Source organism: Schaalia sp. lx-260, assembly GCF_021083645.1.
Taxonomy (GTDB): domain Bacteria; phylum Actinomycetota; class Actinomycetes; order Actinomycetales; family Actinomycetaceae; genus Pauljensenia.
In genome coordinates this window covers 232,496-259,060 of record NZ_JAJNRQ010000003.1, presented here as the reverse complement: position 1 = coordinate 259,060, position 26,565 = coordinate 232,496, and the positions used below count along the sequence as shown (strand labels likewise).

16 protein-coding genes and 1 riboswitch are annotated in these 26,565 nt (G+C 50.0%); of the genes, 11 read left to right on the top strand and 5 right to left on the bottom strand.

The window, feature by feature from the left end:
* Positions 1–99: 99 nt before the first annotated feature.
* From LRP57_RS05090 to pta, 3 genes are all read right to left on the bottom strand, one after another.
* A complete protein-coding gene (locus tag LRP57_RS05090) occupies positions 100–2,211 on the bottom strand; it encodes an NAD(+) synthase (protein ID WP_231205448.1) in 2,112 nt (703 codons plus the stop codon).
* Between the two features lie 219 nt (positions 2,212–2,430).
* The gene (locus LRP57_RS05085; RefSeq protein WP_231205556.1) at positions 2,431–3,627 is read right to left on the bottom strand and encodes an acetate/propionate family kinase; all 1,197 of its coding nucleotides are present in this window, start codon (positions 3,625–3,627) and stop codon (positions 2,431–2,433) included.
* An 88-nt stretch (positions 3,628–3,715) separates the two neighbouring features.
* Positions 3,716–5,227, bottom strand: a complete 1,512-nt coding sequence (gene pta, locus LRP57_RS05080) for a phosphate acetyltransferase (RefSeq protein WP_231205555.1) — start codon at positions 5,225–5,227, stop codon at positions 3,716–3,718.
* A gap of 145 nt (positions 5,228–5,372) precedes the next feature.
* On the opposite strand from pta, the gene LRP57_RS05075 reads away from it, so the two are divergent.
* The 6 genes from LRP57_RS05075 to LRP57_RS05050 all read left to right on the top strand — a co-directional run bounded on the left by LRP57_RS05075 (position 5,373) and on the right by LRP57_RS05050 (position 14,286).
* Positions 5,373–5,672: a DUF3017 domain-containing protein gene (locus LRP57_RS05075; RefSeq protein ID WP_231205447.1), complete on the top strand. Its 300-nt coding sequence runs from the start codon at positions 5,373–5,375 to the stop codon at positions 5,670–5,672.
* 139 nt (positions 5,673–5,811) lie between these two features.
* Entirely contained in the window at positions 5,812–7,035 is a 1,224-nt protein-coding gene (locus tag LRP57_RS05070; protein WP_231205446.1) for an NADP-dependent isocitrate dehydrogenase, read from the top strand.
* Positions 7,036–7,252: 217 nt separating this feature from the next.
* On the top strand, positions 7,253–8,569 hold the full coding sequence (locus LRP57_RS05065) for a dicarboxylate/amino acid:cation symporter (RefSeq protein ID WP_231205445.1): 1,317 nt from the start codon (positions 7,253–7,255) through the stop codon (positions 8,567–8,569).
* Between the two features lie 262 nt (positions 8,570–8,831).
* The gene (locus tag LRP57_RS05060; protein ID WP_231205444.1) at positions 8,832–11,129 is read left to right on the top strand and encodes a 6-phosphofructokinase; all 2,298 of its coding nucleotides are present in this window, start codon (positions 8,832–8,834) and stop codon (positions 11,127–11,129) included.
* An 80-nt stretch (positions 11,130–11,209) separates the two neighbouring features.
* On the top strand, positions 11,210–12,892 hold the full coding sequence (gene pgi, locus LRP57_RS05055; protein ID WP_231205443.1) for a glucose-6-phosphate isomerase: 1,683 nt from the start codon (positions 11,210–11,212) through the stop codon (positions 12,890–12,892).
* Between the two features lie 404 nt (positions 12,893–13,296).
* Positions 13,297–14,286 carry a malate dehydrogenase gene (locus tag LRP57_RS05050; protein ID WP_231205442.1) on the top strand — a complete coding sequence of 330 codons (990 nt, stop codon included), beginning with the start codon at positions 13,297–13,299 and terminating at the stop codon, positions 14,284–14,286.
* Between the two features lie 94 nt (positions 14,287–14,380).
* Here LRP57_RS05050 and LRP57_RS05045 read toward each other — a convergent pair whose 3' ends face one another.
* A complete protein-coding gene (locus LRP57_RS05045; protein ID WP_231205441.1) occupies positions 14,381–15,472 on the bottom strand; it encodes a cation diffusion facilitator family transporter in 1,092 nt (363 codons plus the stop codon).
* A 132-nt stretch (positions 15,473–15,604) separates the two neighbouring features.
* Between LRP57_RS05045 and purU the strand changes: the two genes are divergently transcribed.
* The 5 genes from purU to LRP57_RS05020 all read left to right on the top strand — a co-directional run bounded on the left by purU (position 15,605) and on the right by LRP57_RS05020 (position 25,642).
* A complete protein-coding gene (purU, locus tag LRP57_RS05040; RefSeq protein ID WP_231205440.1) occupies positions 15,605–16,471 on the top strand; it encodes a formyltetrahydrofolate deformylase in 867 nt (288 codons plus the stop codon).
* Positions 16,472–16,658: 187 nt separating this feature from the next.
* Positions 16,659–16,741, top strand: a riboswitch (ZMP/ZTP riboswitch).
* A gap of 64 nt (positions 16,742–16,805) precedes the next feature.
* Complete coding sequence (gene glyA, locus LRP57_RS05035; protein WP_231205439.1) at positions 16,806–18,095, top strand: serine hydroxymethyltransferase; 1,290 nt, start codon at positions 16,806–16,808, stop codon at positions 18,093–18,095.
* On the top strand, positions 18,092–18,997 hold the full coding sequence (locus tag LRP57_RS05030; RefSeq protein ID WP_231205438.1) for a bifunctional methylenetetrahydrofolate dehydrogenase/methenyltetrahydrofolate cyclohydrolase: 906 nt from the start codon (positions 18,092–18,094) through the stop codon (positions 18,995–18,997). Before glyA ends, LRP57_RS05030 begins: the two co-directional genes overlap by 4 nt.
* A 280-nt stretch (positions 18,998–19,277) precedes the next feature.
* The gene (locus LRP57_RS05025) at positions 19,278–24,152 is read left to right on the top strand and encodes an SHIRT domain-containing protein (RefSeq protein ID WP_231205437.1); all 4,875 of its coding nucleotides are present in this window, start codon (positions 19,278–19,280) and stop codon (positions 24,150–24,152) included.
* 653 nt (positions 24,153–24,805) lie between these two features.
* Entirely contained in the window at positions 24,806–25,642 is an 837-nt protein-coding gene (locus LRP57_RS05020) for an exodeoxyribonuclease III (RefSeq protein WP_231205554.1), read from the top strand.
* Between the two features lie 275 nt (positions 25,643–25,917).
* Here the strand turns inward: LRP57_RS05020 and LRP57_RS05015 are convergent, their stop codons facing one another.
* On the bottom strand, positions 25,918–26,463 hold the full coding sequence (locus LRP57_RS05015) for a 2'-5' RNA ligase family protein (protein ID WP_231205553.1): 546 nt from the start codon (positions 26,461–26,463) through the stop codon (positions 25,918–25,920).
* Positions 26,464–26,565: the final 102 nt, after the last annotated feature.

Below are 26,565 nucleotides of genomic sequence, written 5' to 3'. Positions count from 1 at the left end.
TCACAAATTTTACCGAGAAAATTTGCGAGAGTGCTCAGGTTTTAGCCTGCCATACTGCATATGGAGAGCTTTCCCCGGTGATCTGTCAGATTTGTGAGATTAATTTTCGATAAGGCCCGCCACAGCAGCATCCAGTTCAGCAACCCAATCCGCTCCCGATACATCTGAGGGCATACGCCAATCACCGCGAGGCGAAAGGGACCCGCCTGCCACAACCTTTGGCCCATTGGGCAGGGCACTCCGTTTGAATTGCTGACTAAAATAACGACTCAAGAACAAACGCTCCCAGCGCACAATAGTTGACAAATCGTAGGCAACTTTCTCTGAAGACGGGAAAGTAGCCGGCCAATTTCCTCGTGATATATCTGACCATGCATGATGAGCTAAAAAGGCAATCTTTGAAGGCCGTGCGCCTCGCCGTAAAATGTAAAAAAGGGTGAAATCCTGCAGATTGTACGGGCCAATTCGCTCTTGTGTTGATTGCATATGCCCATCTGAGGTCGCCGGAATAAGTTCCGGTGAAATCTCTTGATCCACAATTGACAAAAGAGCACGATTGACGCGCGCATCAAATTGATTGGATGAGGCCGCCCAACGAATAAGATGTTGGATCAAAGTTTTCGGAACCCCTGCATTTACCCCGTAATGACTCATATGGTCACCGACCCCATAGGTACACCATCCTAAGGCGAGTTCAGATAAGTCACCTGTGCCAAGGACAATACCGCCATGGTGATTAGCTAAGCGAAATAAATAGTCAGTGCGCAGGCCAGCTTGAACATTTTCAAATGTCACATCATAAAGGTCGGTGCCGTGAGCATAGGGATGTTTCATATCAGCTAGCATTTGACGGGCAGCGGGACGAATGTCGATCTCCTCAAAAGAAACCCCAAGGGAACGACCAAGTTCCCAGGCTTTCGCGAGGGTTTCAGGACTGGTTGCAAAGCCAGGCATGGTGTAGGCCAAAATATCGGTCCGAGGCCGTTTGAGCTGGTCCATCGCATGTGCTGCAACAATGAGGGCATGGGTTGAATCAAGCCCGCCCGATACGCCGATCACGAGCTTTGGTTGTCCTATTGCACGCAGACGCTGCGCGAGGGCAGTTACTTGAATGTTGTAGGCCTCATAGCAATCATGGTCGAGTCGCTGTGGGTCATTAGGTACAAATGGGAAACGATCAACAACACGTTCAAAACCAATATCCTCACGTGGAGGAGTAAGTGACACCTGCACGCGGGCCGGGGAAAAATCTGTAGGCGTATGCCCGTTTACGGCAAGAAAATCAGCATTATCTTGGAAAGTACCTTGACGACTACGTTCTGTGCGGAGGCGGTCCAGATCAATGTCAGCAGTGATAATATGCGTGTCCTGTATGAAACGTGGTCCCTGCGCTAAAAGATCTCCGGCCTCATAAATTGCCGTGTGACCATCCCACGTGAGATCCGTTGAGGACTCACCTAAGCCAGCTGCGGCATATATATAGGCAGCGTTGAGTCGGGCTGAGGCACTTCGTGTGTACAGATCACGGTCATCGGCTCTGCCTACTGTTGTGGGGGAAGCAGAAAGATTTGCTAAGACAGTTGCCCCATGTAGTGCTGCTATAGAAGCAGGGGAGACGGGAACCCACATATCTTCACAAATCTCAACTCCGAGTGTGAATCCAGGTATATCGGTTGCCTCAATAAGTGTGGGGCCAAAAGGAACAAAGAGACGATCAGATTCAGCGAGATTGTCAGCATCTGACAGGTCGCATGCCCAAGGTGTGATATCAATGTGTCGAGGTGTGTGAGGTCCTAGAGTAGCGAAATACCGTTTTTCGTAGAATTCACGATAGTTCGGTAAGTGTGTTTTCGGAATGACTGCGAGGACACGGCCACGATGGAAAATAACAGCACAGTTGTAAATTCGGTGAAAGTGCCGCAGTGGTGCGCCAACGACAAGTAGGGGAGCCATATCAGTGGTTGCTTGACGGAGTGTTTGCAGGGCTTTTTCCACATTGTCAAGGAGCACATCTTGTAAGAAAAGGTCGTCGAGCGAATATCCACTGACGGATAATTCAGGGAATACGGCTACACTCACACCATGTTCGTGACATTGTCTGGCAGCGCTTATGATTTCTTCAACATTCTTGTGTGGGCAAGCAGGATGCACAGGGAATGAGATTGCGGCGACACGAGCAAAACCTTGGTCGTAGATGTTGAAAAAATTCATGGTGACTCCTGTTGCGAGTGTGCGCTGATCTTCAGGTGGAAGTGTACGTGCATATGTGAGTGTCTTCTAGTGAAAGATTCACAGATGAGTAGGGCTGTCCTTCCAGCGTGATAGGTCCGTGTCGGTATCGGTAAAACACGAAATTGAGAAAGAATATGGGGTCTGACCCTGAAAGCCAGACCCCATAAGGTGTGAGAAATACCCTTGAATATATGAGGGTCAGACTAGGCTGAGTGCCTGCTGCGCAATCGCATATTCCTCATTTGTTGGGACAACCATGACACGCACAGAAGATTCCGGTGTGGAAATAGTGACGGCTGTATCGTGGCGGGCATTATTTGCTGCCTCATCAAGGAAAACACCAAAAGGTGCGAGGCGTTCAATAATTTCAGTGCGTAAATTGGTGTCGTTTTCTCCGATTCCTGCGGTGAATGTGAGGACATCAAGGCCACCAAGTTCAGCGGTATAGGAACCAATGTATTTCACGATACGGGTGATATACACATCTAATGCCACGCGTGCGCGGCGACGTGTTTGTTCATCGTCGCTGGTAGTCATGGCGCGGACAGCACGCATATCATTTTCGCCGGTTAAGCCTTTCAAACCGGATTTCTTGTTGAAAAGCGTATCGAGTTCTTCTGCTGACCAGCCGGTTTGACGTTGCAAATGGAAAACAACAGCAGGGTCAATATCACCGGTACGGGTACCCATAACTAGGCCTTCTAATGGTGTCAGACCCATAGATGTGTCGATAGCGTGCCCATTTTTGATTGCTGACACAGAAGCGCCATTGCCGAGGTGAAGGACAATCTGACGTAAATCATCGCGTTCAAGTAGGTGTGACACGCTCTGAGAAACGTACTGATGGCTGGTGCCATGAGCTCCATAACGGCGAATAGAGTATTTTTCCGCTACATCACGGTCAAGGGCGTAAGTCGCAGTTTCTTCGGGGAGACTCTGGAAGAAAGCTGTGTCAAAAACAGCGACATGAGGAACATCTGGCATGAGGTCGCGTGCCACATCAATGCCTTTAAGGTGCGCAGGATTATGCAGGGGAGCAAGCGCGCATAGGTCGTGAATGAGGGTGCGCACATCGTCAGTAATTAAAGTGGGTCCATCAAAGTAACGGCCACCTTGTACAACGCGGTGTCCAACTGCGACGATATGTGCTTCGGATAAACGTGGGCCGACCTCGTCAAAAAGACGAAGAACTTCGCGCATCCCTACTTCGTGGTCTGCGATAGGGGCATTCACTTCAGTGGTATTGCTATCGTATTTGTGGACGATATGGCCTTCTGATTCGCCAATACGCTCAACGAGGCCTTTTGCATATGCTTGGCCAGTTTGTGGATCAACAAGTTGGTACTTAATGGAGGACGAACCTGAGTTTATGACTAGGACAGTTTGTTTCACGATAAATGGGCCTTTCCATAAATGAAAATGAGATGAGTGTGAGGCTGGATTATGTACAACTGATAAAAGCTATACGTGCCGCGCTGACATATTATGAGGCGTTGCTTGAGTTTTGCGCTTGGACAGCTGTCAAAGCAACAGTATTCACAATATCTTCCACAAGGGCGCCGCGTGACAAGTCATTCACTGGTTTATTTAATCCTTGCAAGATTGGGCCAACAGCAACTGCGCCAGATGAACGTTGAACAGCTTTGTACCCAATATTTCCTGCGTTAAGAGAGGGGAATACGAATACGGTAGCGTGGCCTGCAACTGTGGAATGCGGCAGTTTTGTGGCAGCCACGGCTTCATCAACAGATGCGTCGAATTGGATAGGGCCTTCGATTGCGAGTTCGGGGGCCTTTTCTTGAGCAATGCGGGTTGCTTCAGCAACAGCTTCCACATCTACGCCAGAACCGGAGGTTCCTGTGGAATAGGACAGCATTGCAACTTTTGGTTCGATACCGAATTGGCGAGCTGTATATGCAGAGGAAATTGCGATATCTGCAAGTTGTTCAGGCGTGGGGTTGGGATTTACTGCGCAGTCACCGAAAGCCCACACGCGATCAGCCATGAGCATGAGGAAAATTGAGGAGACAATTGATACACCCGGTGCTGTCTTGATAATTTGGAATGAAGGAACAATGGTGTGAGCAGTCGTATGGGCTGCACCTGAAACCATGCCATCGGCATCTCCCATATGTACCATCATCGTGCCAAAGTAGGATACGTCACGTACCTTCTCGCGAGCCTGCTCAATGGTAATGCCTTTCTTTTGACGCAGACGCGCAAATTCAGCGGCATACTTTTCGTGAAGCACAGGATCGTCCACAGCGACAACGCTAGCCGCAGAAACATCAACACCGAGCTGTTCACTGCGCTGACGGATAGCTACTTCGTCGCCAACAAGGATGATGTCAGCGATGCCGCGTTGAAGTACTTCTGCTGCTGCTTTGAGGACACGATCATCTTCTGGTTCGGGTAGGACAATGCGTTTACGGTCTGAACGAGCACGATCAACAAGATTTGCTTGGAAGGTCAGTGGTGTAACTGCTGATGGAGGGGTGAGGCCTGTCAAAGTAGCTCGTGACTCATCGGTGAGCGGCAGAGAGAGTATGTGTACATCGTCCACTGAAACTGCTTGAGCCATTGCTGCAGGTAAGAGGACGGCGCTGAGTTGCGCATGATGTTTTTGTGCGCGCATACGTGCTGTGCGAATTTCTGCGGCAACAAGGTCGGCAGAATACCCTTCGGTGTCTAAAGCCAAGATGACATGTGCCTGTGTTGCTGCAGCTAAATTAAGATTCCAGTCGAATGTGTCAAAGAGGTGTAGTGCAACGTCGGCTACACCCTCGATAAGTACATATTCACTGTCGCATGCGCGTACAGCTTCTACGGCGAGGGGAAGTGCGCGTTCAGGCGAAGCGGCTGCACTGGTAAGGTCTGTGCCTGCAAAGGCGCTCATGCGGCTGAGCGGCGCTGCAGCAGAGAGGCATTGAGCGAGGTCGTCGGCGGCTCGGGTGGTGTGTATACCTTCCGGGGCGATAACGAGGAAACGGGAAATCACGGATGCTCCTTCGTATACGTGCGACATATGTGTGCAACGGTGGTGGCCGGAATTGGTCACTTCCTTAATGGTATCTGTGCTTGTGGCCCACACGTGCAGAAAATAGTGTGAAGCACGGCTCGTCCATGCTAGGGTCCGAAAGGTGAATGAGCAAAAAAGATCGCGTTTTTCTGCTTATGCCGCTTGGCTTGAGCGTGCTACTCGCATAGTGACTGTTCTGTGGTTATGTGTCTTTCTTGTTCTCATTGTGACGAATCATCCTCATCGCGCGGTTTTATCATTGGCGGGTTTTTCATTGTTTTGTGCCTGTGTGCGCGCTATTTTTCCCGGTAGGCCATGGTTTGCTTCGCGGGGGCGTTTTTTTGATTGTGTGTTGTGGATTCTTGTAGCTGTGGCGTGTTGGTGGTTTGCGCCGTGGACTGCCACCGTTGGGGTGGGATAGTCACGTATGAAAGGGGTTTTTCTAGCTTTTTGTTTGTAAATTGCCCAATAAGGCATACATAGGCCTGACATATATCTTGATATCGAGTAATCTGGGGATTGAGATTGTCAATCGTGACATATTTTATAAAGGAGCGCTCATGTCAAAGATCAAAGTTGCAGGGCCAGTCGTTGAACTCGATGGCGATGAAATGACTCGAATTATGTGGCAATTTATTAAAGAACGCTTGATCTACCCCTACCTTGATATTGACCTTCGCTACTATGATCTGTCAGTACAAAACAGGGACGCCACCGACGACCAAGTGACAATCGACTCCGCATACGCCATTAAAGAACACGGCGTAGGTGTCAAATGCGCAACCATTACTCCTGATGAAGCGCGTGTAGAAGAATTCGGCTTGAAAAAAATGTGGAAAAGCCCTAACGGAACTATCCGCAATATCCTTGGCGGCGTTATTTTCCGTGAACCAATCATCATCTCTAACATTCCACGCCTTGTCCCGCACTGGACAAAACCCATCGTCATTGGACGTCACGCCTTTGGCGACCAATACAAAGCAACAGATCTGACCCTTCCCGGAGCCGGCACATTGACCCTGACCTTCACACCTGAGGACGGTTCAGAACCCATAGAACACGAAATTATCCGCGTCCCCAAAGACGGCGGTGTAGTGATGGGAATGTACAACTTCAACGAATCCATCGCTGATTTTGCGCGCGCCTCTTTTGCCTACGGATTACAACGAGGCTATCCGGTGTATCTCTCAACAAAAAACACGATCCTTAAAGCCTATGATGGAGCTTTTAAGGATACTTTTGCCCGTGTATTTGAAGAAGAATACAAAGAACAATTCGATGCCGCAGGACTTACATACGAGCATCGACTTATTGACGACATGGTGGCATGTAGTTTACGGTGGCCCGGCGGTTACGTGTGGGCCTGTAAGAACTACGACGGCGACGTTCAATCCGACACGGTAGCACAAGGCTTTGGGTCCCTCGGATTAATGACATCAGTGCTGATGAGCCCTGACGGTCGTACGATGGAAGCCGAAGCCGCACATGGCACTGTTACCCGACACTATCGTCGTCATCAAAAAGGCGAACCCACCTCTACCAATCCGATTGCATCAATTTTTGCATGGACTCGCGCACTGGAACACCGAGGAAAACTTGACGGAACACCTGAAGTCATCGGTTTTGCGCAAGCAATGGAAAAAGTAATCATTCGTACTGTAGAAAAAGGGCAGATGACGAAAGACCTCGCACGCCTCATCAGCGCAGAATCTCCCTGGCTGACAACCGAAGAATTCCTCCACGTCCTCGATGAAAATATGCAGGAATACAGCAAGAAACACTGAAAGAAACAAAGGGGCGGTCATATCCATAAAGGAATGGCCGTCCCTTTACCTATAGGCCTACCTATACATGTGCTTCACAACTCATCAAGAACGGTAAAGGGTAAGCAGGGCCAATCTGCTACCCCAGAAAGTCCATATGCTGATACGTTCTCCGGTAAAACTTCATCAAAAGGCAGTCTTTAAGCGACCCTTCCTCTACAACACAAGGAAAATAGGTATGCGTAAGTTTATGGAAAAGAGTGGCATCCTCGTATGGGTGCTTGTCGCAATTGTTCTGGCTCTTGTCCTTGGCTCACTCCGCATTGGCGATCAGCACATCATTCCTGAAACACTCGGTCGTTTCTTCTCGACATTCTCTGCGATTTTCAGTCAATTCCTTGGCTTCTCAATTCCGCTCATCATCATTGGGCTTGTTACCCCAGCTATCGCAGATCTTGGTAAAGGCGCAGGTAAATGGCTAGGCATTACAGCGGCAATCGCCTACGGATCCACCCTATTTGCAGGATTTCTTACCTACCTTGCGTGTGCAACCATATTCCCACACGTCCTTGGATCTTCACTTGCTGACGCGAAAGAACCAGGTAGTGCTCTCGCATCGTACTTTGTTGTCCAGATGCCGCCAGTCATGGATGTTATGACAGCGTTACTCCTATCATTCATCATCGGCATCGGTCTTTCATTCGTTCCCAGAGGCGTCCTACGCAAAGGAGTGATCGAATTACGAGCCATCATCACGCGCCTCATTGAAAAAGTAATTGTCCCCCTGTTGCCATTGCATATTTTCGGCATCTTCTTAAACTTCACCTACACAGGTGAAGCATGGGGCATTATGCGCAACATGCTCAGCGTGGTTGTCATCGTTCTTATTCTTGAACTCGTCATCCTTTTGACGCAGTACTTTGTTGCCGGAGCCATCGCACGGAAGAATCCTTTCACATCACTGCTTACTATGCTCCCGGCATACTTCACCGCTTTGGGAACATCATCATCTGCAGCAACAATTCCAGTAACACTGCGCCAAGCACGTAAATTAGGTGTCTCACAGCCAGTAGCATCCTTCACGATCCCTCTGTGCGCCACCATTCACCTGGCCGGATCCACCTCAAAGATTTTTGCTTTCGCTTTCGCAATTGTCTACACCCACGGAATGACAATCACAGCAGCTCAATGGGTAGGTTTTGTTTTCATGCTCGGCATTACGATGGTTGCCGCCCCCGGCGTGCCTGGCGGAGCAATCATGGCCTCCACAGGCTTGCTTGCCTCAATGCTAGGCTTCGATGAATCCGCTGTTGCATTGATGATTGCTACCTACATTGCCCTCGACTCTTTCGGTACGGCAACCAATGTCACAGGTGATGCTGCGATTTCACTGGTTGTTGACAAGCTCGCCGGAGGACACCTTGGCAGCGAAGCCGACCCAGAAAATGCGCGTGAACTTGCATTTGATGGAATGGCTTACCTGGATAAAGTGTCAGTAGAAGGAGTCGTCACCCCAGAAGAACGTGCCCAAAGCGCGCTCACCTCTCAGGTATAAACCCCTGAATTCTTGAAAAGAATTGGCTCGCTGACTGCGTGAAATCCTGCAGTATTCTTGAAAAGAATTGGCTCGCTGACTGCGTGAAATCCTGCAGTCAGCGAGCCATATTTATAGAGTAATCTGTATAACTGTCTGCTATTTACTTTCACGCAAGGAGAACATGTGAAAAAGTCACATATGCTGTTCTCACACATGCGTGCACGTACTATCGCAGACTTCCTTACCCTATCCAGACCAGATGTATGGAACGGAAAAACTTATGGAACACACTACTGATTGCGACGAACAGCAAGGTATGACACCTCGCATAGGTGTCCTTACCTCAGGCGGTGACGCTCAAGGAATGAATGCTGCGGTACGTGCCGTTGTGCGAACCGCACTTGCCCGAGGCGTTCAACCGTACGCGATCCTTGAAGGATGGTCAGGTGCTGTCAACGGTGGTGACTCCATTAAACGCATGGGATGGTCAGATGCCTCAGGGATTCTCTCCCAAGGGGGGACTGTTATCGGAACAGCGCGTTGCCCAGAATTTCGTGAATACTGGGGCCGCCACGCTGCGGCTTTGCACCTGTTAGAACACGGGATTGATCGCCTAGTTGTCATCGGAGGGGATGGTTCCCTTTCAGGCACCAACGAATTCCGTGAAGAATGGTCACAGCATGTGAGTGAACTCGTTGAGGAAGGACACATCAGTCAAGAGATCGCAGATGCGCACCCTATTTTGCATGTCGTTGGACTTGTCGGTTCTATCGACAACGACATGGTGGGTACCGATATGACGATCGGCGCAGATACCGCATTACATCGAATTCTTGATGCCATTGACCAGATTTCCTCTACCGCGGCTTCGCATCAGCGCACATTTATTGTTGAGGTGATGGGACGACACTGCGGTTACCTACCTTTGATGGCAGCTGTCGCTGGCGGGGCTGACTATGTTTTTACTCCTGAAAATCCAGCAGGACCCGGCTGGGAAGACGACATGGCAACCAAACTACGTTTAGGACGCGAAGCAGGTCGTCGTGAATCTATTGTTCTGGTTGCAGAAGGTGCCACAGACCGTGAAGGAAATGCTCTGACAACGGCCCATATTGCGCACGCATTAAAAGAACGAACAGGCGAAGACGCGCGTATCACGATTTTGGGGCACGTACAGCGCGGCGGCTCACCTTCAGCATATGACCGTTGGATGTCAACCTTGCTGGGGTATGCAGCGGTCCAAGAAATCTTAGATAACGACACGCATACACAGGCACGTATTCTAGGGGTGCGACGCAACCGAATTACCCGTCTACCCCTGATGAAAGCAGTAACCGATACGCGCGGAGTGAAAGATTTAGTTGCTGCAGGAGATTTCTCAGGCGCTCAAGCTGCCCGTGGATCTTCTTTCAAAACAATGGTGCGAATTAACGAAATTCTTTCTTCACCTCCGCAACTCATATCCCCACCTCAGGATCATCCTCGTCGAATTGCAATCCTGCACGCTGGCGGTCTAGCCCCAGGGATGAATACGGCCGCCCGTGTTGCGGTTCGTCTGGGTATTGCGCGCGGATGGACCATGCTTGGCGTTGAAGGTTCTTGGGCTGGTTTAGCTGATGGCCAAGTGCGTGAATTGTCATGGGGAGATGTTGAAGGCTGGGCTTTCCAAGGAGGCGCAGAACTGGGCACTCGCCGTCCCGTGCCCTCAGTAGAACAGTTCTATGCACTTGGACGGGCAATTGAAAAACATGAAATTGATGCGCTCATGGTGATCGGCGGGCTCAACGCCTACCTTGCTGTCCATGCGATGAACGCAGAAAGAGATCGTTACCCTGCTTTTTGTTTACCAATCGTTTTGATACCGGCAACGATAGACAATAACTTGCCCGGGTCAGAACTGTCGATTGGCGCCGACACCGCACTCAATAATGCTATATGGGCACTGGACCGTATTAAAGAATCGGCTGCCGCTTCTAAACGCTGTTTCGTTGCTCGACTGATGGGACGGCGCTGCGGCTACCTTACACTGATGTCTGGTATCGCCACGGGAGCTGAATACGCTTACCTTAATGAACAGCCCGTGGCATTGGCAGATATTGATAAAGACGCACGTAAACTTCGTGAATCTTTCCAAGAAGGACGGCGTCTTTTCTTAGTTGTAGTCAATGAAGCCAATGATCCGCACTATGATTCAGAATTCTTGGCAACTGCTTTTGAAGCCGAAGGTCAAGGCATCTACGATGTGCGTCATGCGGCACTAGGACATTTACAACAAGGCGGAGCGCCCAGCGCTTTTGACCGCCTACTTGCCACACGCCTTGTTGATTGCGGCATAGAGGAAATAGCTGACCAGATAGCTTCGGGTCGCGCGCGTCACGTGTATGTCGGGCAAGTAGAAGGCGGTATGGATGTGCGACCGGTAGAACGCATGTCTGATGACCTCGATATGAAGAATCGTCGTCCTGTTACTCAATGGTGGGCGGAATTACGACCTGTTTTAACAACCGTATCCTTTAAAGATCCTGATGTGAATGTGCAACCAGTGACAATTGTGGATGCAGCTGATTTAGCCCACTAACACGAGCAGGACACATGCGAATCATGTGGACCTGATTTACCGACCACGTAATCGAAAACCATAGAAGAAAAAGGAAAACTATGAGTGACCTCGTTCCACTTGACCCCACAATGACATCTGCGTGGGAAAACCTCGATAAAGCAGCCGATACATTTGAACCGGATTTGCGTGCGTGGTTTGCTGCTGAACCTGACCGTGCGCAGCAGTGGACCCGTACAGCTGGTGATCTGGTCGTTGATCTGTCAAAGAACCTCATTACTCATGAAATCATGACAGAACTACTGGCATTAGCTGAACAAACGAAGGTGTACGAATTACGTGATGCCATGTACTCCGGTGTTCACATTAACACCACGGAAGATCGTGCAGTCTTACATACGGCTTTACGCCGCCCAGCGAATGACACATTAGAAGTGGACGGACAGAATGCTATTGCAGATGTCCACGATGTTTTAGAGCGCGTGCACGATTTTGCCGAACGAGTACGTTCAGGGCAATGGACAGGTATCACAGGCAAGCCTGTGCGTACCGTAGTAAATGTGGGGATCGGCGGATCTGATCTTGGGCCAGTTATGGCATATGAGGCATTGAAACCATACGTTCGTGAAGGTTTGGAATGTCGTTTCATATCGAATATTGATCCAACTGATGCTGGTGAAGTAACAAAAGACCTTGACCCTGAAACCACTCTGGTTATCGTGGCCTCAAAGACTTTCACCACTTTGGAAACTATTACGAATGCGCGTGTAGTGCGCGAGTGGTTCCTTAACGCACTGCGTGAACGTAACATTATTGCCACAGGTGATACGCCCGCAGAAAAAGAAGCAATTTCACGTCATTTCGTTGCCGTATCAACAGCTTTAGATAAGGTCGCTGAATTTGGTATTGACCCGAAGAATGCTTTTGGATTCTGGAATTGGGTAGGCGGCCGCTATTCAGTTGATTCTGCTGTTGGCACCTCACTGGCTATCGCTATTGGCCCGCAGGCTTTTGCGGAGTTCTTACGCGGTTTCCATGTAATGGACTGTCATTTTGCTCAGGCGGAGCCAGAACATAATGTCCCGTTGCTCATGGGCTTATTGAATGTGTGGTACTCCAATTTCCTTGGAGCAGATACCCACGCTGTTTTGCCATATTCGCAGTATCTGCATCGTTTCCCCGCATATTTGCAGCAGCTCACCATGGAATCAAATGGGAAATCTGTGCGCCGCGACGGTGCTCCTGTGACTTACGATACCGGTGAGATTTTCTGGGGTGAACCGGGAACAAATGGTCAACATGCGTTCTATCAGCTTATCCATCAGGGCTCACGTATGGTCCCAGCAGATTTCATTGCTTTTGCACGCCCAACATGGCCTTTGCGTGACGGTGAAGCGGATATGCATGAGCTTTTCCTGTCGAATTTCTTGGCGCAAACAAAGGCTCTGGCTTTTGGTAAGACCAGTGAAGAAGTGCGAGCTGAAGGCACTGCGGAACACATCGTGTCGGCACGTGTTTTTACAGGTAACCGTCCAACGACCTCCATTATGGCTGCTGAATTGAATCCGTCAGTTCTGGGTCAGCTCATTGCTTTATATGAGCACATCACATTTGTGCAGGGAGCAGTGTGGGGCTTGGATAGCTTTGACCAGTGGGGTGTGGAACTTGGGAAAGTACTTGCAAAGCAAATCATGCCAGCAATTGCTGGGGATGAAGCTGCGTTAGCTGCTCAGGATTCGTCTACCCGCGCGCTGATTGAGTTTTACCGGGCGCATCGTTCCTAAGTGATAGTTCTCAGCGTTTATACCATCGCTGAGAACAAGGGTGTATCCCATGAGGTTACGCGATGCTACAGAGAGCGAGTACTCTGTGGATCGTTGAACCTCATGGGATTTTCCTATGTAGTGCAGGAGCAATGAAAGTAGTATCCCTTGAGTGCAGGGCTTGTGTGAAAAGAATCCTCTGTAGCTCATGCAGATACATGCACAACATGTATGAGGCGTGTGCCACACGCTTTCTTTTGGTGAAAATATGAGCAACGGCATAAAAATATGGATTTGGGACTGCAGGCATAGGAAAAAATCTGCAGAAACGCCTACGCTTAACATTGTCAGCTTGAATTCACCTGAGGGAACATTACAGCCGCAATATGCGTGCCGCTTGTTCCCCAATTAAGGAGCAAATAGATATGTCACAACCTCGTATTGTCACCGTAACTGGTGCTGCTGGCAATATTGGCTATGCACTGCTTTTCCGCATCGCTTCTGGAGCGGTTTTTGGTCCGGATGTTCCAGTGAAACTGAATCTGCTGGAAATTCCTCAGGGTGCAAAAGCTGCTGAAGGTACCGCAATGGAACTGGATGACTGCGCATTCCCATTGCTCGCAGGCGTAGACATTTACACAGATGCTCATGCAGCATTTGAAGGAACAAATGCCGCATTCCTTGTGGGTGCTATGCCCCGTCGTCAAGGCATGGAACGCGCAGATCTTCTGGAAGCAAACGCCGGTATTTTCGGCCCACAAGGAGCCGCTATTAACGCTGGTGCTGCTGACGACGTGCGTGTTTTGGTTGTCGGCAACCCTGCAAATACAAATGCGACTATTGCTGCGAATGCTGCTCCAGATGTCCCCGCTTCGCGTTTCACTGCGATGATGCGTCTGGATCATAACCGCGCGATTTCTCAGCTTGCTCGCAAAACAGGTGCTCCTGTTGCTGATATTAAGAACCTCGTGGTGTGGGGTAACCACTCTGCCGATCAGTACCCTGACGTGTCATGGGCAACTGTTGGTGGCACAGCCGCATCAGAATTGGTGGATGAAGCATGGCTGTCTGAAGAATTCCGTCCGGTTGTCGCTAAGCGTGGCGCTGCAATTATTGAGGCGCGCGGCGCTTCTTCAGCTGCTTCAGCAGCGGGCGCAGCAATTGACCACATGCATGACTGGGTGCTAGGCACACCTGAAGGCGAATGGACCACATCAGCAGTGATGATGGATGGCAGCCACTATGGTGTGCCGGCTGGTCTGTGCTTCGGTATGCCAGTGACCTCTAACGGTGGCGAATGGCAGATCGTTGAGGGCCTGGAAATTTCTGAGGCTTCACGCGCAGGCATTGACCACAATATTGCTGCTCTGCAGGAAGAATACGACGCTGTGAAGGCTTTGGGTTTCATTAAGTAACGTTTTCGTCGCTGCATACTTTCGGTGGGCCATACGATGCTGTACGCATCGTATGGCCCACCGCACTATGTCTAGCTTCATTTATGCGCACAGACTATGCATGCAGAGGTTTTTCATGCTCAGCATGTGTGAGGCCTTCAATTTGGATAGTAGAATGCGTGATCGTCAGTGGGAAATGACTGAAAGTACACTCTTGCAAAGTATGGAGGATAGTGTCACGCTCAGCGGCACTGAGTTTTTCATCAACACTGACATGAGCGGTCAAAGCTACGATTCCTGTCGCAATCACTGACACATGCATGTCATGGATAGCTTGTACTCCCTCAATTGAAAGAAAATGCTGACGTAGTTCACCCAGATTTAATTCTTGCGGCGTGTGCTCCAATAAAATGGTGACGCAGCGACGCAAGAGCGATAAGGCGCGAGGACCCATTAAAGCTGCAATAACGAGGGAAGCTACAGCATCAGCTGCCCACCATCCCACATAAATGCTCAAAACAGCGGCCACAATAACAGCGAAAGACCCGAGGGTGTCATTGAGGACTTCAAGGAAAGCGCCCCTCATATTGAGTGAATCATGTCGGCCCCCTGTTAAAATAGTCAATGCAATAATATTCGCTATCAGACCAGTAATGCCAAGGACTGACATTACAAGGCCATTAACGGGCGTGGGGGATAGTAAACGCGGAATCGCTTCCCACGCAACACCTACACAAACAGCGAAAAGCATACCCGCTTGCAGTGCCGTCGCAAGGATTTCAGATCGTGCCCACCCCCATGTGTGACGGTCTGAACGAGGTTTTTGAGCTAAAAAAGTTGCGATAAGAGCAATAAGGAGCCCTGAGGAATCCACAGCCATATGCGCGGCATCTGCTGCTAAAGATAAAGAACCTGACAGGGATGAGGCAATGATCTCAGCCAGGAAAACACTTAAAGTGATACCGAGGGCAAGGCTGAGACGAACTGTGGAGGACACGCCCTGCACATGATTGTGTTCATGGTTATGTGAATGCTGGTGAGCGTGGGCTGATGCGTGTGGGCGCGGAGAAGAAGTCGTGCGCTGATGGAGTTCTCGACGTGAAGGAAATAAGGGAGCGTGTGTATGCGTTGCGTCTGTGGAAGGAATACAGGGGTTCTGAGGGTGCGTTAAATCCTGTGGCAGGTTTTCAGAATCTGTAGAAGCCATTCCTTAAACATACCCGTGAGGGGTATTGAAATCAATGCTGGAATCCCCAGCTCAAAATACCTGCCCAGCAATGATGCTCATGTTTATGGGCCTGTATGACGTGAAAGTAGTGGAAGCGTTACCCTAATGTGCATGACTGACACAACTTCGCAGCGTATTAAACTGGTTGTCACTCTTTCGTGCCCTGACCAGCCAGGTATTGTCCATGCAGTGACAGGTGTGATGACCGGGAATGGATGCAATATTATCCAGTCCCAGCAATTTGGTGACCCTGATTCAGGCCTGTTTTTTATGCGCGTGGAGGTTGATTCCCCTGTCGGTCGTGAACCTGTGGAAACTGGACTGACTGAAGTAGCAGAGCGTTTTGGCGCCCAGTGGAATGTAGATGAACTGGGACGCCCTTTACGTACGGTCATTATGGTGTCGCGTGAGGGACATTGCCTGCAAGATTTACTGTACCGTCAACGCACTCAAGGGCTACCGATTGATGTAGTGGCAGTTGTGGGTAATCACCCGGATTTAGCGCCTGTCGCTCAATTTTACGGGATTCCTTTCCTTCTGGTCCCCGTCACGCCGGAAAGCAAAGCGCAAGCTGAACAACGACTCCTTGACCTTGTTGATGCTGAAAAGGTTGAGCTTGTTGTTTTGGCGCGATATATGCAGATTATTTCCGAACGCGTATGCGAAGTAATGGCAGGCCGGATCATTAATATTCATCATTCTTTCCTGCCAAGTTTCAAAGGTGCTCGGCCATATGCGCAGGCTCATGATCGCGGTGTGAAACTGATTGGTGCAACCGCTCATTACGTAACGCCGGATCTTGACGAAGGGCCAATCATTGAACAGGATGTGACCCGAGTATCTCACGCTGATTCTACCTACGACATGGTGGCTTTAGGGCAGGACGTGGAACGTCGTGTACTGGCTCAAGCTGTGCGTTGGCATAGTGAACACCGCGTGCTGCTGGATGGGTCGCGTACGGTAGTTTTTTCACGCTAACTCGACAATTCATTCGCCTTTCGCAAGCAGGTCAAGTCACATATTGTGCGCTTATATGCGCGTAGCCCACTCCGTTTCATTTGCTTTCGGAGGGCCATTGTTCCCTGTGTGAATGTGGTGGATTTCCTGCTAGGAGTGTCCGGATTTTCTGGAGAGAAACCACATGGTAATGCTATCTGCGCTAAGCTGAACAAGTCGTGACTGGCGCACAGGTGGGGGACCACCGGGGAGCGATTATGGAGGTCGTGGCCGCCCGCCTGGGCCTGACTCCGTGGTAGTAAGTACATGTACTACCGCTAGTGAAAGACAGCACTGACAACGCATAGGAGATCACATGGATCGTCTGAACGACCTTACTTTGGCTGAACTTGACCCCGAAATTCGTGCGGTCCTGGACCAGGAACTTCAACGGCAACGCTCGACATTAGAAATGATTGCCTCAGAAAACTTTGTTCCACGCGCTGTTTTAGAAGCGCAAGGCTCAGTCCTCACCAATAAATATGCGGAAGGCTACCCAGGTCGTCGTTACTATGGCGGATGTGAATTTGTTGACGTAGCAGAAAATCTCGCAATCGAACGAGCAAAACAAGTCTTTGGTGCAGATTACGTGAATGTGCAGCCTCATGCGGGTGCTCAAGCAAATGCTGCTGCTCTGATGGCAATGGCAAATGTTGGCGATACAATCCTTGGTTTGTCTTTAGCTCACGGCGGTCATTTGACGCACGGGATGAGAATTAATTTCTCAGGGAAAAACTACAATGCGCTTGCCTATGAAGTTGACCGTGAAACCATGCGTATTGAACCTGAAGCAGTACGTGAAGTAGCTGTACGTGAACGCCCGCGAGTCATTATTGCTGGATGGTCTGCGTATCCTCGTCATTTAGATTTCCAAGCATTCCGTGATATTGCTGATGAGGTAGGGGCTGCTTTATGGGTGGATATGGCTCATTTTGCTGGTCTTGTTGCTGCAGGTTTGCATCCAAATCCGGTGCCTTTTGCAGATATCACCACGACAACTGTTCATAAGACACTGGCTGGTCCACGTTCAGGTATGATCCTTTCCTCACGCGGGGAACAATGGGGCAAGAAACTAAATTCCGCCGTATTCCCAGGCCAGCAAGGCGGTCCATTAATGCATGCGATTGCAGCGAAAGCTATCGCAATGAAGATCGCTCAGACCGAAGAATTCCGTGATCGTCAGCGTCGTACTTTGGAAGGTGCGCAGATCATCGCGCAGCGTCTGAATGAACCGGATGCTCAAGCGGCGGGGATACGCCTTGTAACCGGTGGTACAGACGTGCACTTGGTTTTGGTGGATCTTGTTCGCTCTCAGTTGGACGGGAAAGCAGCAGAGGACCTCTTACATGCGGTTGGTATCACAGTGAATCGTAATGCGGTTCCTTTCGATCCTCGTCCTGCGATGACCACATCTGGTTTGCGTATTGGTACTCCCGCATTGGCGACTCGCGGATTTGATGCGCAAGACTTCGCAGAGGTTGCTGACATCATTGCGACTGCGCTGGTACAAGGGGCATCAGGGGTATCTGTCGATGTTGATGCTTTGCGTGCACGTGTGGGGCGTTTGACTGATAAACACCCCTTGTATGCGGGTCTTAATCAATGAGGGCGCCTTGGGTAGGTCCAGCACGTCTCCTTGACGGAGTAAAGGTGGCCTCAGCAATAAAAAATGAGCTTAGTCAGCGCGTAGGCCTCCTGCATGAACGCGGTGTTGCTCCTGGTCTTGGCACTATTTTGGTAGGTGAAGATCCAGGTTCGGTTGCATATGTTGCGGGGAAACATCGTGACTGTTCTGAAGTGGGTATTGAATCAATACGCGTGGATTTACCAGCCGATGCATCGCAAGGTGATATTGAGGCGGCAATAGATCAATTGAATGAGGATCCCTCATGCACGGGATACATTGTTCAATTACCTTTGCCTAGGGGTATTGATACGAATGCTGTGCTGGAACGTATTGATCCAGCAAAGGACGCGGATGGCTTACATCCGATGAATCTTGGCCGTTTGGTGCTGCGCGCAAATGAACCGATTGATTCTCCGTTGCCCTGTACTCCACGTGCTGTCATTGAGTTGATGGAACGCCACGGGATTACTTTGGACGGTAAAAATGTCTGTGTCATTGGGCGTGGCGTGACGGTGGGGCGTTCTATTGGCCTGCTGCTGACACGTCGCGCAGTGAATGCGACGGTGACGTTGTGCCATACGGGGACACGTGATCTTGCGGGCCATGTGCGTCAGGCGGATGTGGTTGTTGCTGCTGCGGGTTTTGCAGGACTGGTTAAACCGGATATGGTGAAACCGGGTGCGGTAGTTTTAGATGTCGGCGTTTCACGCGTGTATGACGAGGCCACAGGGAAATCGCGTTTGCATGGTGATGTTGCTGATGGGGTAGATGAAGTTGCTTCGTGGCTTTCACCAAATCCTGGTGGAGTGGGACCGATGACTCGTGCGCTTTTGCTGATGAACGTGGTTGAAGCTGCTGAACGTCAGGTAGCAATGCGCTGAGCGTATCTGTTTTCTTTGGGGGCATGGTGTAGATTGCACTGTGCCCCCAAAATATGTGCAGATTGCACTTATGATGTACTGAATGACAGCTGGTATAGCATGCGTATGCCCTTTGCTGGCTGAGAAAATATAGGACAGAGCGACTACGTTGTTGTATGGACCATTTGGTCAAGTAGTATGCGCTTTTACTACAATGGTATTGATATTTATTTGACACTGAAGTTTGAGAGATTTTATGCGACGCGTAGTGGTTGTGCTGTTTTCTGTCCTGTGCCTGTGTATGTCGGGCCTACTTGCACCAGCCTATGCGGCCAGTGGATTGGATCAGACACAGGTGGCTGAGGTGATTGCCAATGTGCGTTCAACTTTGAGCGCCTTAACCTATGATTCGCCTCAAGTGGCAGGAAAAATCGCGCCCTCACGATTCTCGTATGCCGATGTGACACATAAGCGCATTGCGATTGCTAAAGCAACTGGCCGTAACTTTGTGGAGGTCACAGAGGATGAGGCAAAGCAGGAACTTCATAAGGAATACGTGGCGGGTTCTGGATATGCCCAAGCGTTTGCTGATGTGCAAGCAAACCTTGAGACGTATCTTGCCCAGGTGATTTCCTCGGACTCGCAAAATAGTGGGCGTGACGCTGACTACTACACCAGAACAATTCAGGCTAAACCTGCTGAATTGTTGCTTGGCTTAGCATATGAGCAGCGCCTGTATGACTTTGATTATGGGCAGGTAAATTTTGCTCAGGGCCTACGCACTTCAGGTTCATTTGGTAAAGCCTTCAATCCCCTTGATGTTGCCATCGCTTTAGGGTCGCAAACCGGCGATCAATATGCGATGCCTAAGAATATTGACACATTTACCCGCATACTTGCTGGCACAGTGAGTAATGAGCGAACACTTGACGGTTTCATTAAGAGCGTTGTTCCTGCTGACCAGGTTGATGACTGGTATGCGGGTCAGCTCACTGCGCATGGAAATACTGTCGCAGAAAATGCAAGCCCCAGTATTGCTGATGGTATCTATCGCTTGTATTCAAAAATGGTGTCGTCACGAAAACTCCTGTCTTATTTTTTGCCGCTGGTCACGCGAACCAATAGTGACATGTACGTGCTCTCGAATGTGTCCTCGGTGAGTTGGGGTATGCGTGAAGGGTATGTTGCGGATAAGACCAATACCTCCGATATGGCAACATTCAAAGAACGTGTTGCCCAGCGCGGTCAAGACCAAGCTGCCTATATTGATTTTTGGGCGCGTATGGTGCCTGAATTTGCAGGAAATTTGAAAACTGACCGTATCGTCACGGAAGGTTACTTTGTGGCTGGCCGTGGGAGTGGTGAAGCCGCATGGTCACCCCAAGGGGGAGCAAACGCGGCTGAAGCGGTCAAGGCTTTCTTTGGTCCAATGAAGCTGTGGTCAGCTCATAAGCATGTTGGTGCTGAAGCATCAGGTAATGACATTACGTTCTGGACAGCACGACTTTTGAATGATACTGGCAGCTCAGCCTACAGTCACGAGCTGACTCATCAGCTTGCACAAAACCCTCCTCATGCGTATCTCAAAGGCAATAGGCACCGTTCAGGTACATCAACAGAGCTGTTACCACGTGGCTTGTATGAAACTTTGGAAAATAACGACCCGATCTATCAGTTGAACCAGATCATGAACTGGCCGGCCAGTGGATATGCAAATTCAACGGTCACCTCATTTACTGATGAGAGTTCCGTGAAAAACTACATGAAGAACCTACTGGATGTGACCAACACTCTTGACCTGATCGAAGCTCAAGAAATACTTGCGCGTGATGCAGTAACGAAACAGAAATGGTTCAACATTGTTACTCTCACCCCAAGTAACAGACCCTATACGGGCAAGTATGATGAAAATTTCACAGTTTCACGTGAGGAAGATGCCGCGAACTGGACATCTATTAATGACCTCGTTGATGCGAATGCTGTTGTTTCTCGTTATGAAGCTGTCGGTTTAAGGCATGTAGGCACGGTTCCCTATAACAGCTATCCGACGGTCCCGTTATTCAGCCCACTCTTTGGTGCGCCTCAATCACCTGAAGGCGCGACGGGTGATGTCCATATACGACGTATCGCTTGGGAACTCCTTGGTGAGTACGGGTTTAGCAATGGTTGGGTTCCTTACCTGTCTGACCAATACAAACCAGCAGGTACACCAGAAGGTGCTCTCTTTGCTGATAGTGAAGTGCTCAAGAAAATCAGTCCCTACAGCTCAGATGCTGAATTCCGTAAAGCAATGTTTGCTCAGCGTGAAGCTAAGCTCGATCAGCTTTCACCAGTGAAGATCACCTACGGTGGACAGACCATCACGATTGAAAATGCAGCCAAGCTACGCGAGTTGATGAAAACGGCTGTGGATCAAGACCTTGCAAACACTCGCACAGGTGTACGTGCAAAGGACACTTATGTTGAACAGTTGAAGTCTGCTATCTACCTCGCGTATAAGGCGCAAACGAACGAGTTCACAACCTCGATCTACAGTGCGCCGACCACATATCACGTGACCTATCGTTTCGATGGTGATGTGCCGCAGGATGTGACTGTGCCCGTTGTAACGCAAGAGTACAGGAACGGAGATACTGTACAAGCTGCGCTTGTGACCTCAACCAGTCCTGAACACAATGGTGTGGATGGTACATGGGCTTTTAATGGATGGAAACTAGCCGGTAGCGATGATATTGTCACGCAAGCATCGGTGACAGATCACGATATTGAGTTTGTAGGATCGTGGACATTCACACCTCATACCTACACTGTCACCTACCGGATTGATGGTGATACGCAGCCGGAAAATTCCCCCGCTGTGCCCGTTGATAACAACACGTACACCACAGGAGAAAACGTCACCGTTAATCCGGCTCTCGCAACGAGTGCCACAATGAACAATGGTGTACCTGGCACGTGGACTTTCAATGGATGGATGTATAACGGAACTATCGTTGAACAGCTAAAAGTCAATAAAGCGAATGTGGAACTTGTGGGTATGTGGGTATTCACGCCCGCACATCAGCACACGGTCACGTTTGTTTACAAGGCTGCTGATACTTCTCCGGCTTTACCTGCTGAATTGAAAGCTCCTGAAGCGGCCTCTGGCTATGAAGGTCACAGTGTGACGATGCCTGACCAGCCTCAAGACTATAAGGACACTCAGGCTGATGGCACGTGGCATTTTGTTGGGTGGAACCCCACTATTCGCACTTTTGGCAGTGAAGATGTGACTGTGACGGGTACGTGGACTTTTGCGAGCAATCAGCATACTGCGACTTTCGCTTACCAGTCGGGGACGCAGGGTAAGGATCTTCCTGCTTCACTTGTTGCGCCTGCGTCTGTGACTGGTGTGAAGGGTGATGTGGTGAGTGCGCCTGTTCCTGTGCCAAATACTGTGGCTGAGGGTGATGGTGTGTGGTCTTTCACTGGGTGGGATCACGATTCCCAGACTTTCGCTGACGGGGACCTGACATTCACGGGCACGTGGACGTATGCGGAAAACCAGCACACTGCGACCTTCACTTACCAGTCAGGAACACAGGGTAGGGATCTTCCTGCGTTTTTGGTTCATCCACAAAATCAAACTGGTGCTCAAGGAACCGTGGTGAACGCCCCGGCCCCTGAACACTCCACTGTGGCTGATGCTGATAATGACGGTGTGTGGTCTTTTACCGGGTGGGATCATGATTCCCAGACTTTCGGGGTCGGGGATCTGGCGTTTGTTGGCACGTGGACTTTTGTGAGCAATCAGCACACTGCTACTTTCACGTACCGTAGTGGTACGCAGGGTAAAGATCTTCCTGCTTCGCTTACCGCTCCTGCGCCTGTGACAGGCGAGAAGGGCGATGTGGTGAATGCGCCGATGCCTGAGCAGGATAAGGTTGCTGAGGATGATGGTGTGTGGACCTTTGCTGGGTGGGATCACGATTCTCAGACTTTCGCTGACGAGGACCTAGCGTTTGTTGGCACGTGGACGTATTTGTTGAATGCTCACCTTGCTACCTTCACCTACCGTAGTGGTACTGAAGGCAGGGAGCTTCCTGCTTCTTTGGTCATACAGCATAATCAGAGTGGTTCTCAAGGCACCGTGGTGAACGCCCCAGCCCCTGAACACTCCACTGTGGCTGATGCTGATAATGACGGCGTGTGGACTTTTGCTGGGTGGGATCACGATTCCCAGACTATTGATACTGAGGATGTGGCGTTTGTTGGTACGTGGACTTTCGCGAGTAATCAGCATGCCGCGACCTTCACCTACCGTAGTGCTACTGCGGGGATGGATTTGCCTGCTTCACTTGCTGCGCCTGCGCCTGTGAGTGGTGTGAAGGGCGATCAGGTGACTGCTCCTGCTCCTGCTGAGGCCGTGGTTGCTGTGGCTGACGGCACATGGTCTTTCCAGGGTTGGGATGAGAATGCTCGCACTATTGGGGTTGAGGATGTGGCTTTTGTTGGCACGTGGGTTTTCACTGCGAAACCAACCCCAACCCCAGCTCCGCAACCTCAACCGCAGCCGCAACCACAGCCGCAGCCGCAGCCTCAGCCGGGTGATATGCCACAGTCCGGCGATATGCCACAGTCTGGTGATGCGCCTGAGTCTGGTGATATGCCACAGTCTGGTGATGTGCCTGAGTCGGGTGACTCTCCGCAGTCGGGTGGCGCGTCTGAGCTGGTGGGTGTTGCTCCGGTTGCTCCTTTTGCGTCGGATCCTTCTTCGTGTGTGGTTGCGCCTTTTGTGACGATTCCGTTGACTGAGGGTGTTGTGTACAGGATGGATGGTCGTGTGGTTGATGCGGGTGAGCATGCGTATGAGTATGGTTCTACTGTTGTTGTGACTGCGCAGCCGTTGCCTGGGTTTGTGTTTGTTGAGGGTGCTCGTACGCGTTGGTCGTGGAGTGCTCCTGCGCGCGATCAGCTTGGTTGTGAGGTGGTTGATGATGCTGGGGCTGAAAGTGGCGCCTTAGACCAGTCGGGTTCGGGTGGCTTGTCTGATGAGGTGACTGTTGTTCCTGTGCGTCCTGTTTCTCGTCATTTAGCGAATACGGGTACGGGTGTGCTGGTTTTGTTGGTGCTGGTGGGTGCTTTGGCTGGTTGTGGCGCTGTGGCGCGTGGTGTGGAGCGTCGTGCCAGGGGCTAGTGCCTGAGTACTCTCAGCAAAAGAAATCGCGTTGAGCGTGCGTGTCCTTCTTGCTTGTTTAAGGTGAGAAGGACACGCTTTTTATCAAGAAAACCAGCAACAAACACACTTGTGAAAAGTACGCCGCCCGCCCTCAAGCGCAGCGTGCGCGTTAGTGTTTCCACAACAAACAAAAACAAAAACCCGAAGCATCCACATCGTTGTGAGTACTGCGGGCCTCCTTTTCGCAGGATTCCTTCATCCTACTCTGTGTAAAATCTCATCAAAATACTTTTGGTGGATCGTTATATTTTCGTAACTCCATATTTTGAAAATTAAGGCATCGTATTTTTTATCTAAAAATTTACGTATAGCCACAATATGTCAATATCGGATGCATAGGTTTTGAGCGCTAAAGGAAAGTCATAAAAATATACATACTTTAACCGTGAAGTTTTTTTGAGATAACCCGGCATGCAATAGCAGAAAACAGTGACCATATCGTATGAATCGGATTAGCTCCTGTCATGCCTGCCGCATACTTCATAGACAAGCCAATCCTCATAGAACACTCACACTACTGTGAACACCGTGGGCATGAAATGTTTTGAACGGGCACAATAGTCATGCTCATTGAAGGGGGATAAGTGAAACGTTCACAAGATTCAGGGACCATGCGGATAACCACGGTTAACCTCAACGGTATTCGCGCCGCCATGAAACGCGACATGAAACAGTGGCTCGAATATGAAGAACCTGCGCTCCTCCTCCTACAAGAAGTCCGCGCTGACCCTCAGATAGTCACAGATCTTTTAGGGGACCAGTGGCGCACTATCGTTGTGCCGTGCCGTATTAAAGGTCGAGCAGGTGTCGCCATAGCGGTACACCGTGATCGTGCTGATCTGCTGCACTGCGAAAACATAAACGGTACTGACCCAATGGACCCGCGTACTTACCTATACGAGGATGAGAACGACGTGGATTCAGGACGCTGGGTTGAAGCGCATATTGAAACGCCAGCAGGGAGCACCCTCAAAGTTGTTTCAGCCTACTTTCATTCGGGTGAAAAAGACACACCTAAGCAAGAAGCAAAAATGGCGCATATGCCTCGTATTAGTACACGAATGAGTGAACTGCTCACCCAAGAATCTCATGCACTTGTGGCAGGTGACTTCAATATTGTGCGCTCACGTGCAGATATCAAAAACTGGACACCAAATCACAATAAGAGCGCAGGTGTTCTGGATGAAGAAATTGCCTTCCTAGAACAATGGGTACACGAAGGCTGGCATGACATGATGCGTGACTTAGCGGGTGACGTACAAGGTCCTTATACATGGTGGTCATGGCGAGGAAAAGCGTTCGATAATGATTCTGGATGGCGTATTGATTACCAGTATGTGACTCCTCAGTTAGCTGAGTGTGCGCGTTCTTTCTTTATAGGTCGCGCGCAGAGCTACGATCAGCGTTTCTCGGACCATGCGCCTTTAAGTATTGATTACGCGCTCTGAGGCGGGTAACCCTGTGCCGCGCTCAATTTAAAAAGCCTGTGTGGACTAAACTTTAGTTCGACGTTTACTCATAGGCATGTGGGCTTTATTCGTGGCCAGCAACCGTGTGCTTGCGCGTATCCGCACACTTTTCCCCTTACACCTGTGCTGTCCCTGTATTTTGGGGTGAGAGATTTTCTTATCGTGACCTGCCGCGACATGCTGCGATGAGGGGCTCTTTGCATGCCTTGAGCGCAAAAACAGTACCTGAGAGGCGCTTGCTGTAATGTTTCAGATTACATAACAGATTCTAAATCGAATAAAGCTAAAGAAGAATATGTTCCACTTGCATCCACACGATCAAGTCTGAATCCTGGGACCAACCAAGAGGCGTGAATGGACTGTCCATACTCGAAAGCACGAGTAAGAGCGTCCTCGTTAACGCCCTGCGCAAGTGTCGCGTGAGGATGATAAGGGAAACGTAACTGATGATCTAAAGGCCCTGAGCGTATATCCTCTGCCAGCATCGCACATTCAGAAGCGCCTTCTGCGACATGCGCGAAAACCACAGGGGATTCCGGCTGGAACGATCCAGCTCCTTGAAGGGTTAAACGAAAAGGACGGTGCTTTTGCGCCACAGAACGTAAATGCCGAATCACTTCTTCACGCTCGTCAGATGAGATAGCCAAGGGAGGCATGAGTGTAATATGCGCAGGTACTGAAGCACCGAGTTTATCGCCAAAACTCAGGCGCGCTTGTGTCAATTCACTTACCCAAGGCTCAGGGATTGCGATGACGACTCCGAGCCATTCTTCGCCGGGAGACAAAGGCTGCAAGAACATGAAAAAACCTGAAATTGACGACAAAAACATGTCAACATGTCACGGATGTTTACATCATCGCGTTTCAAGCTGACACGCTATCGTAAACTCTGAAGGACTTGG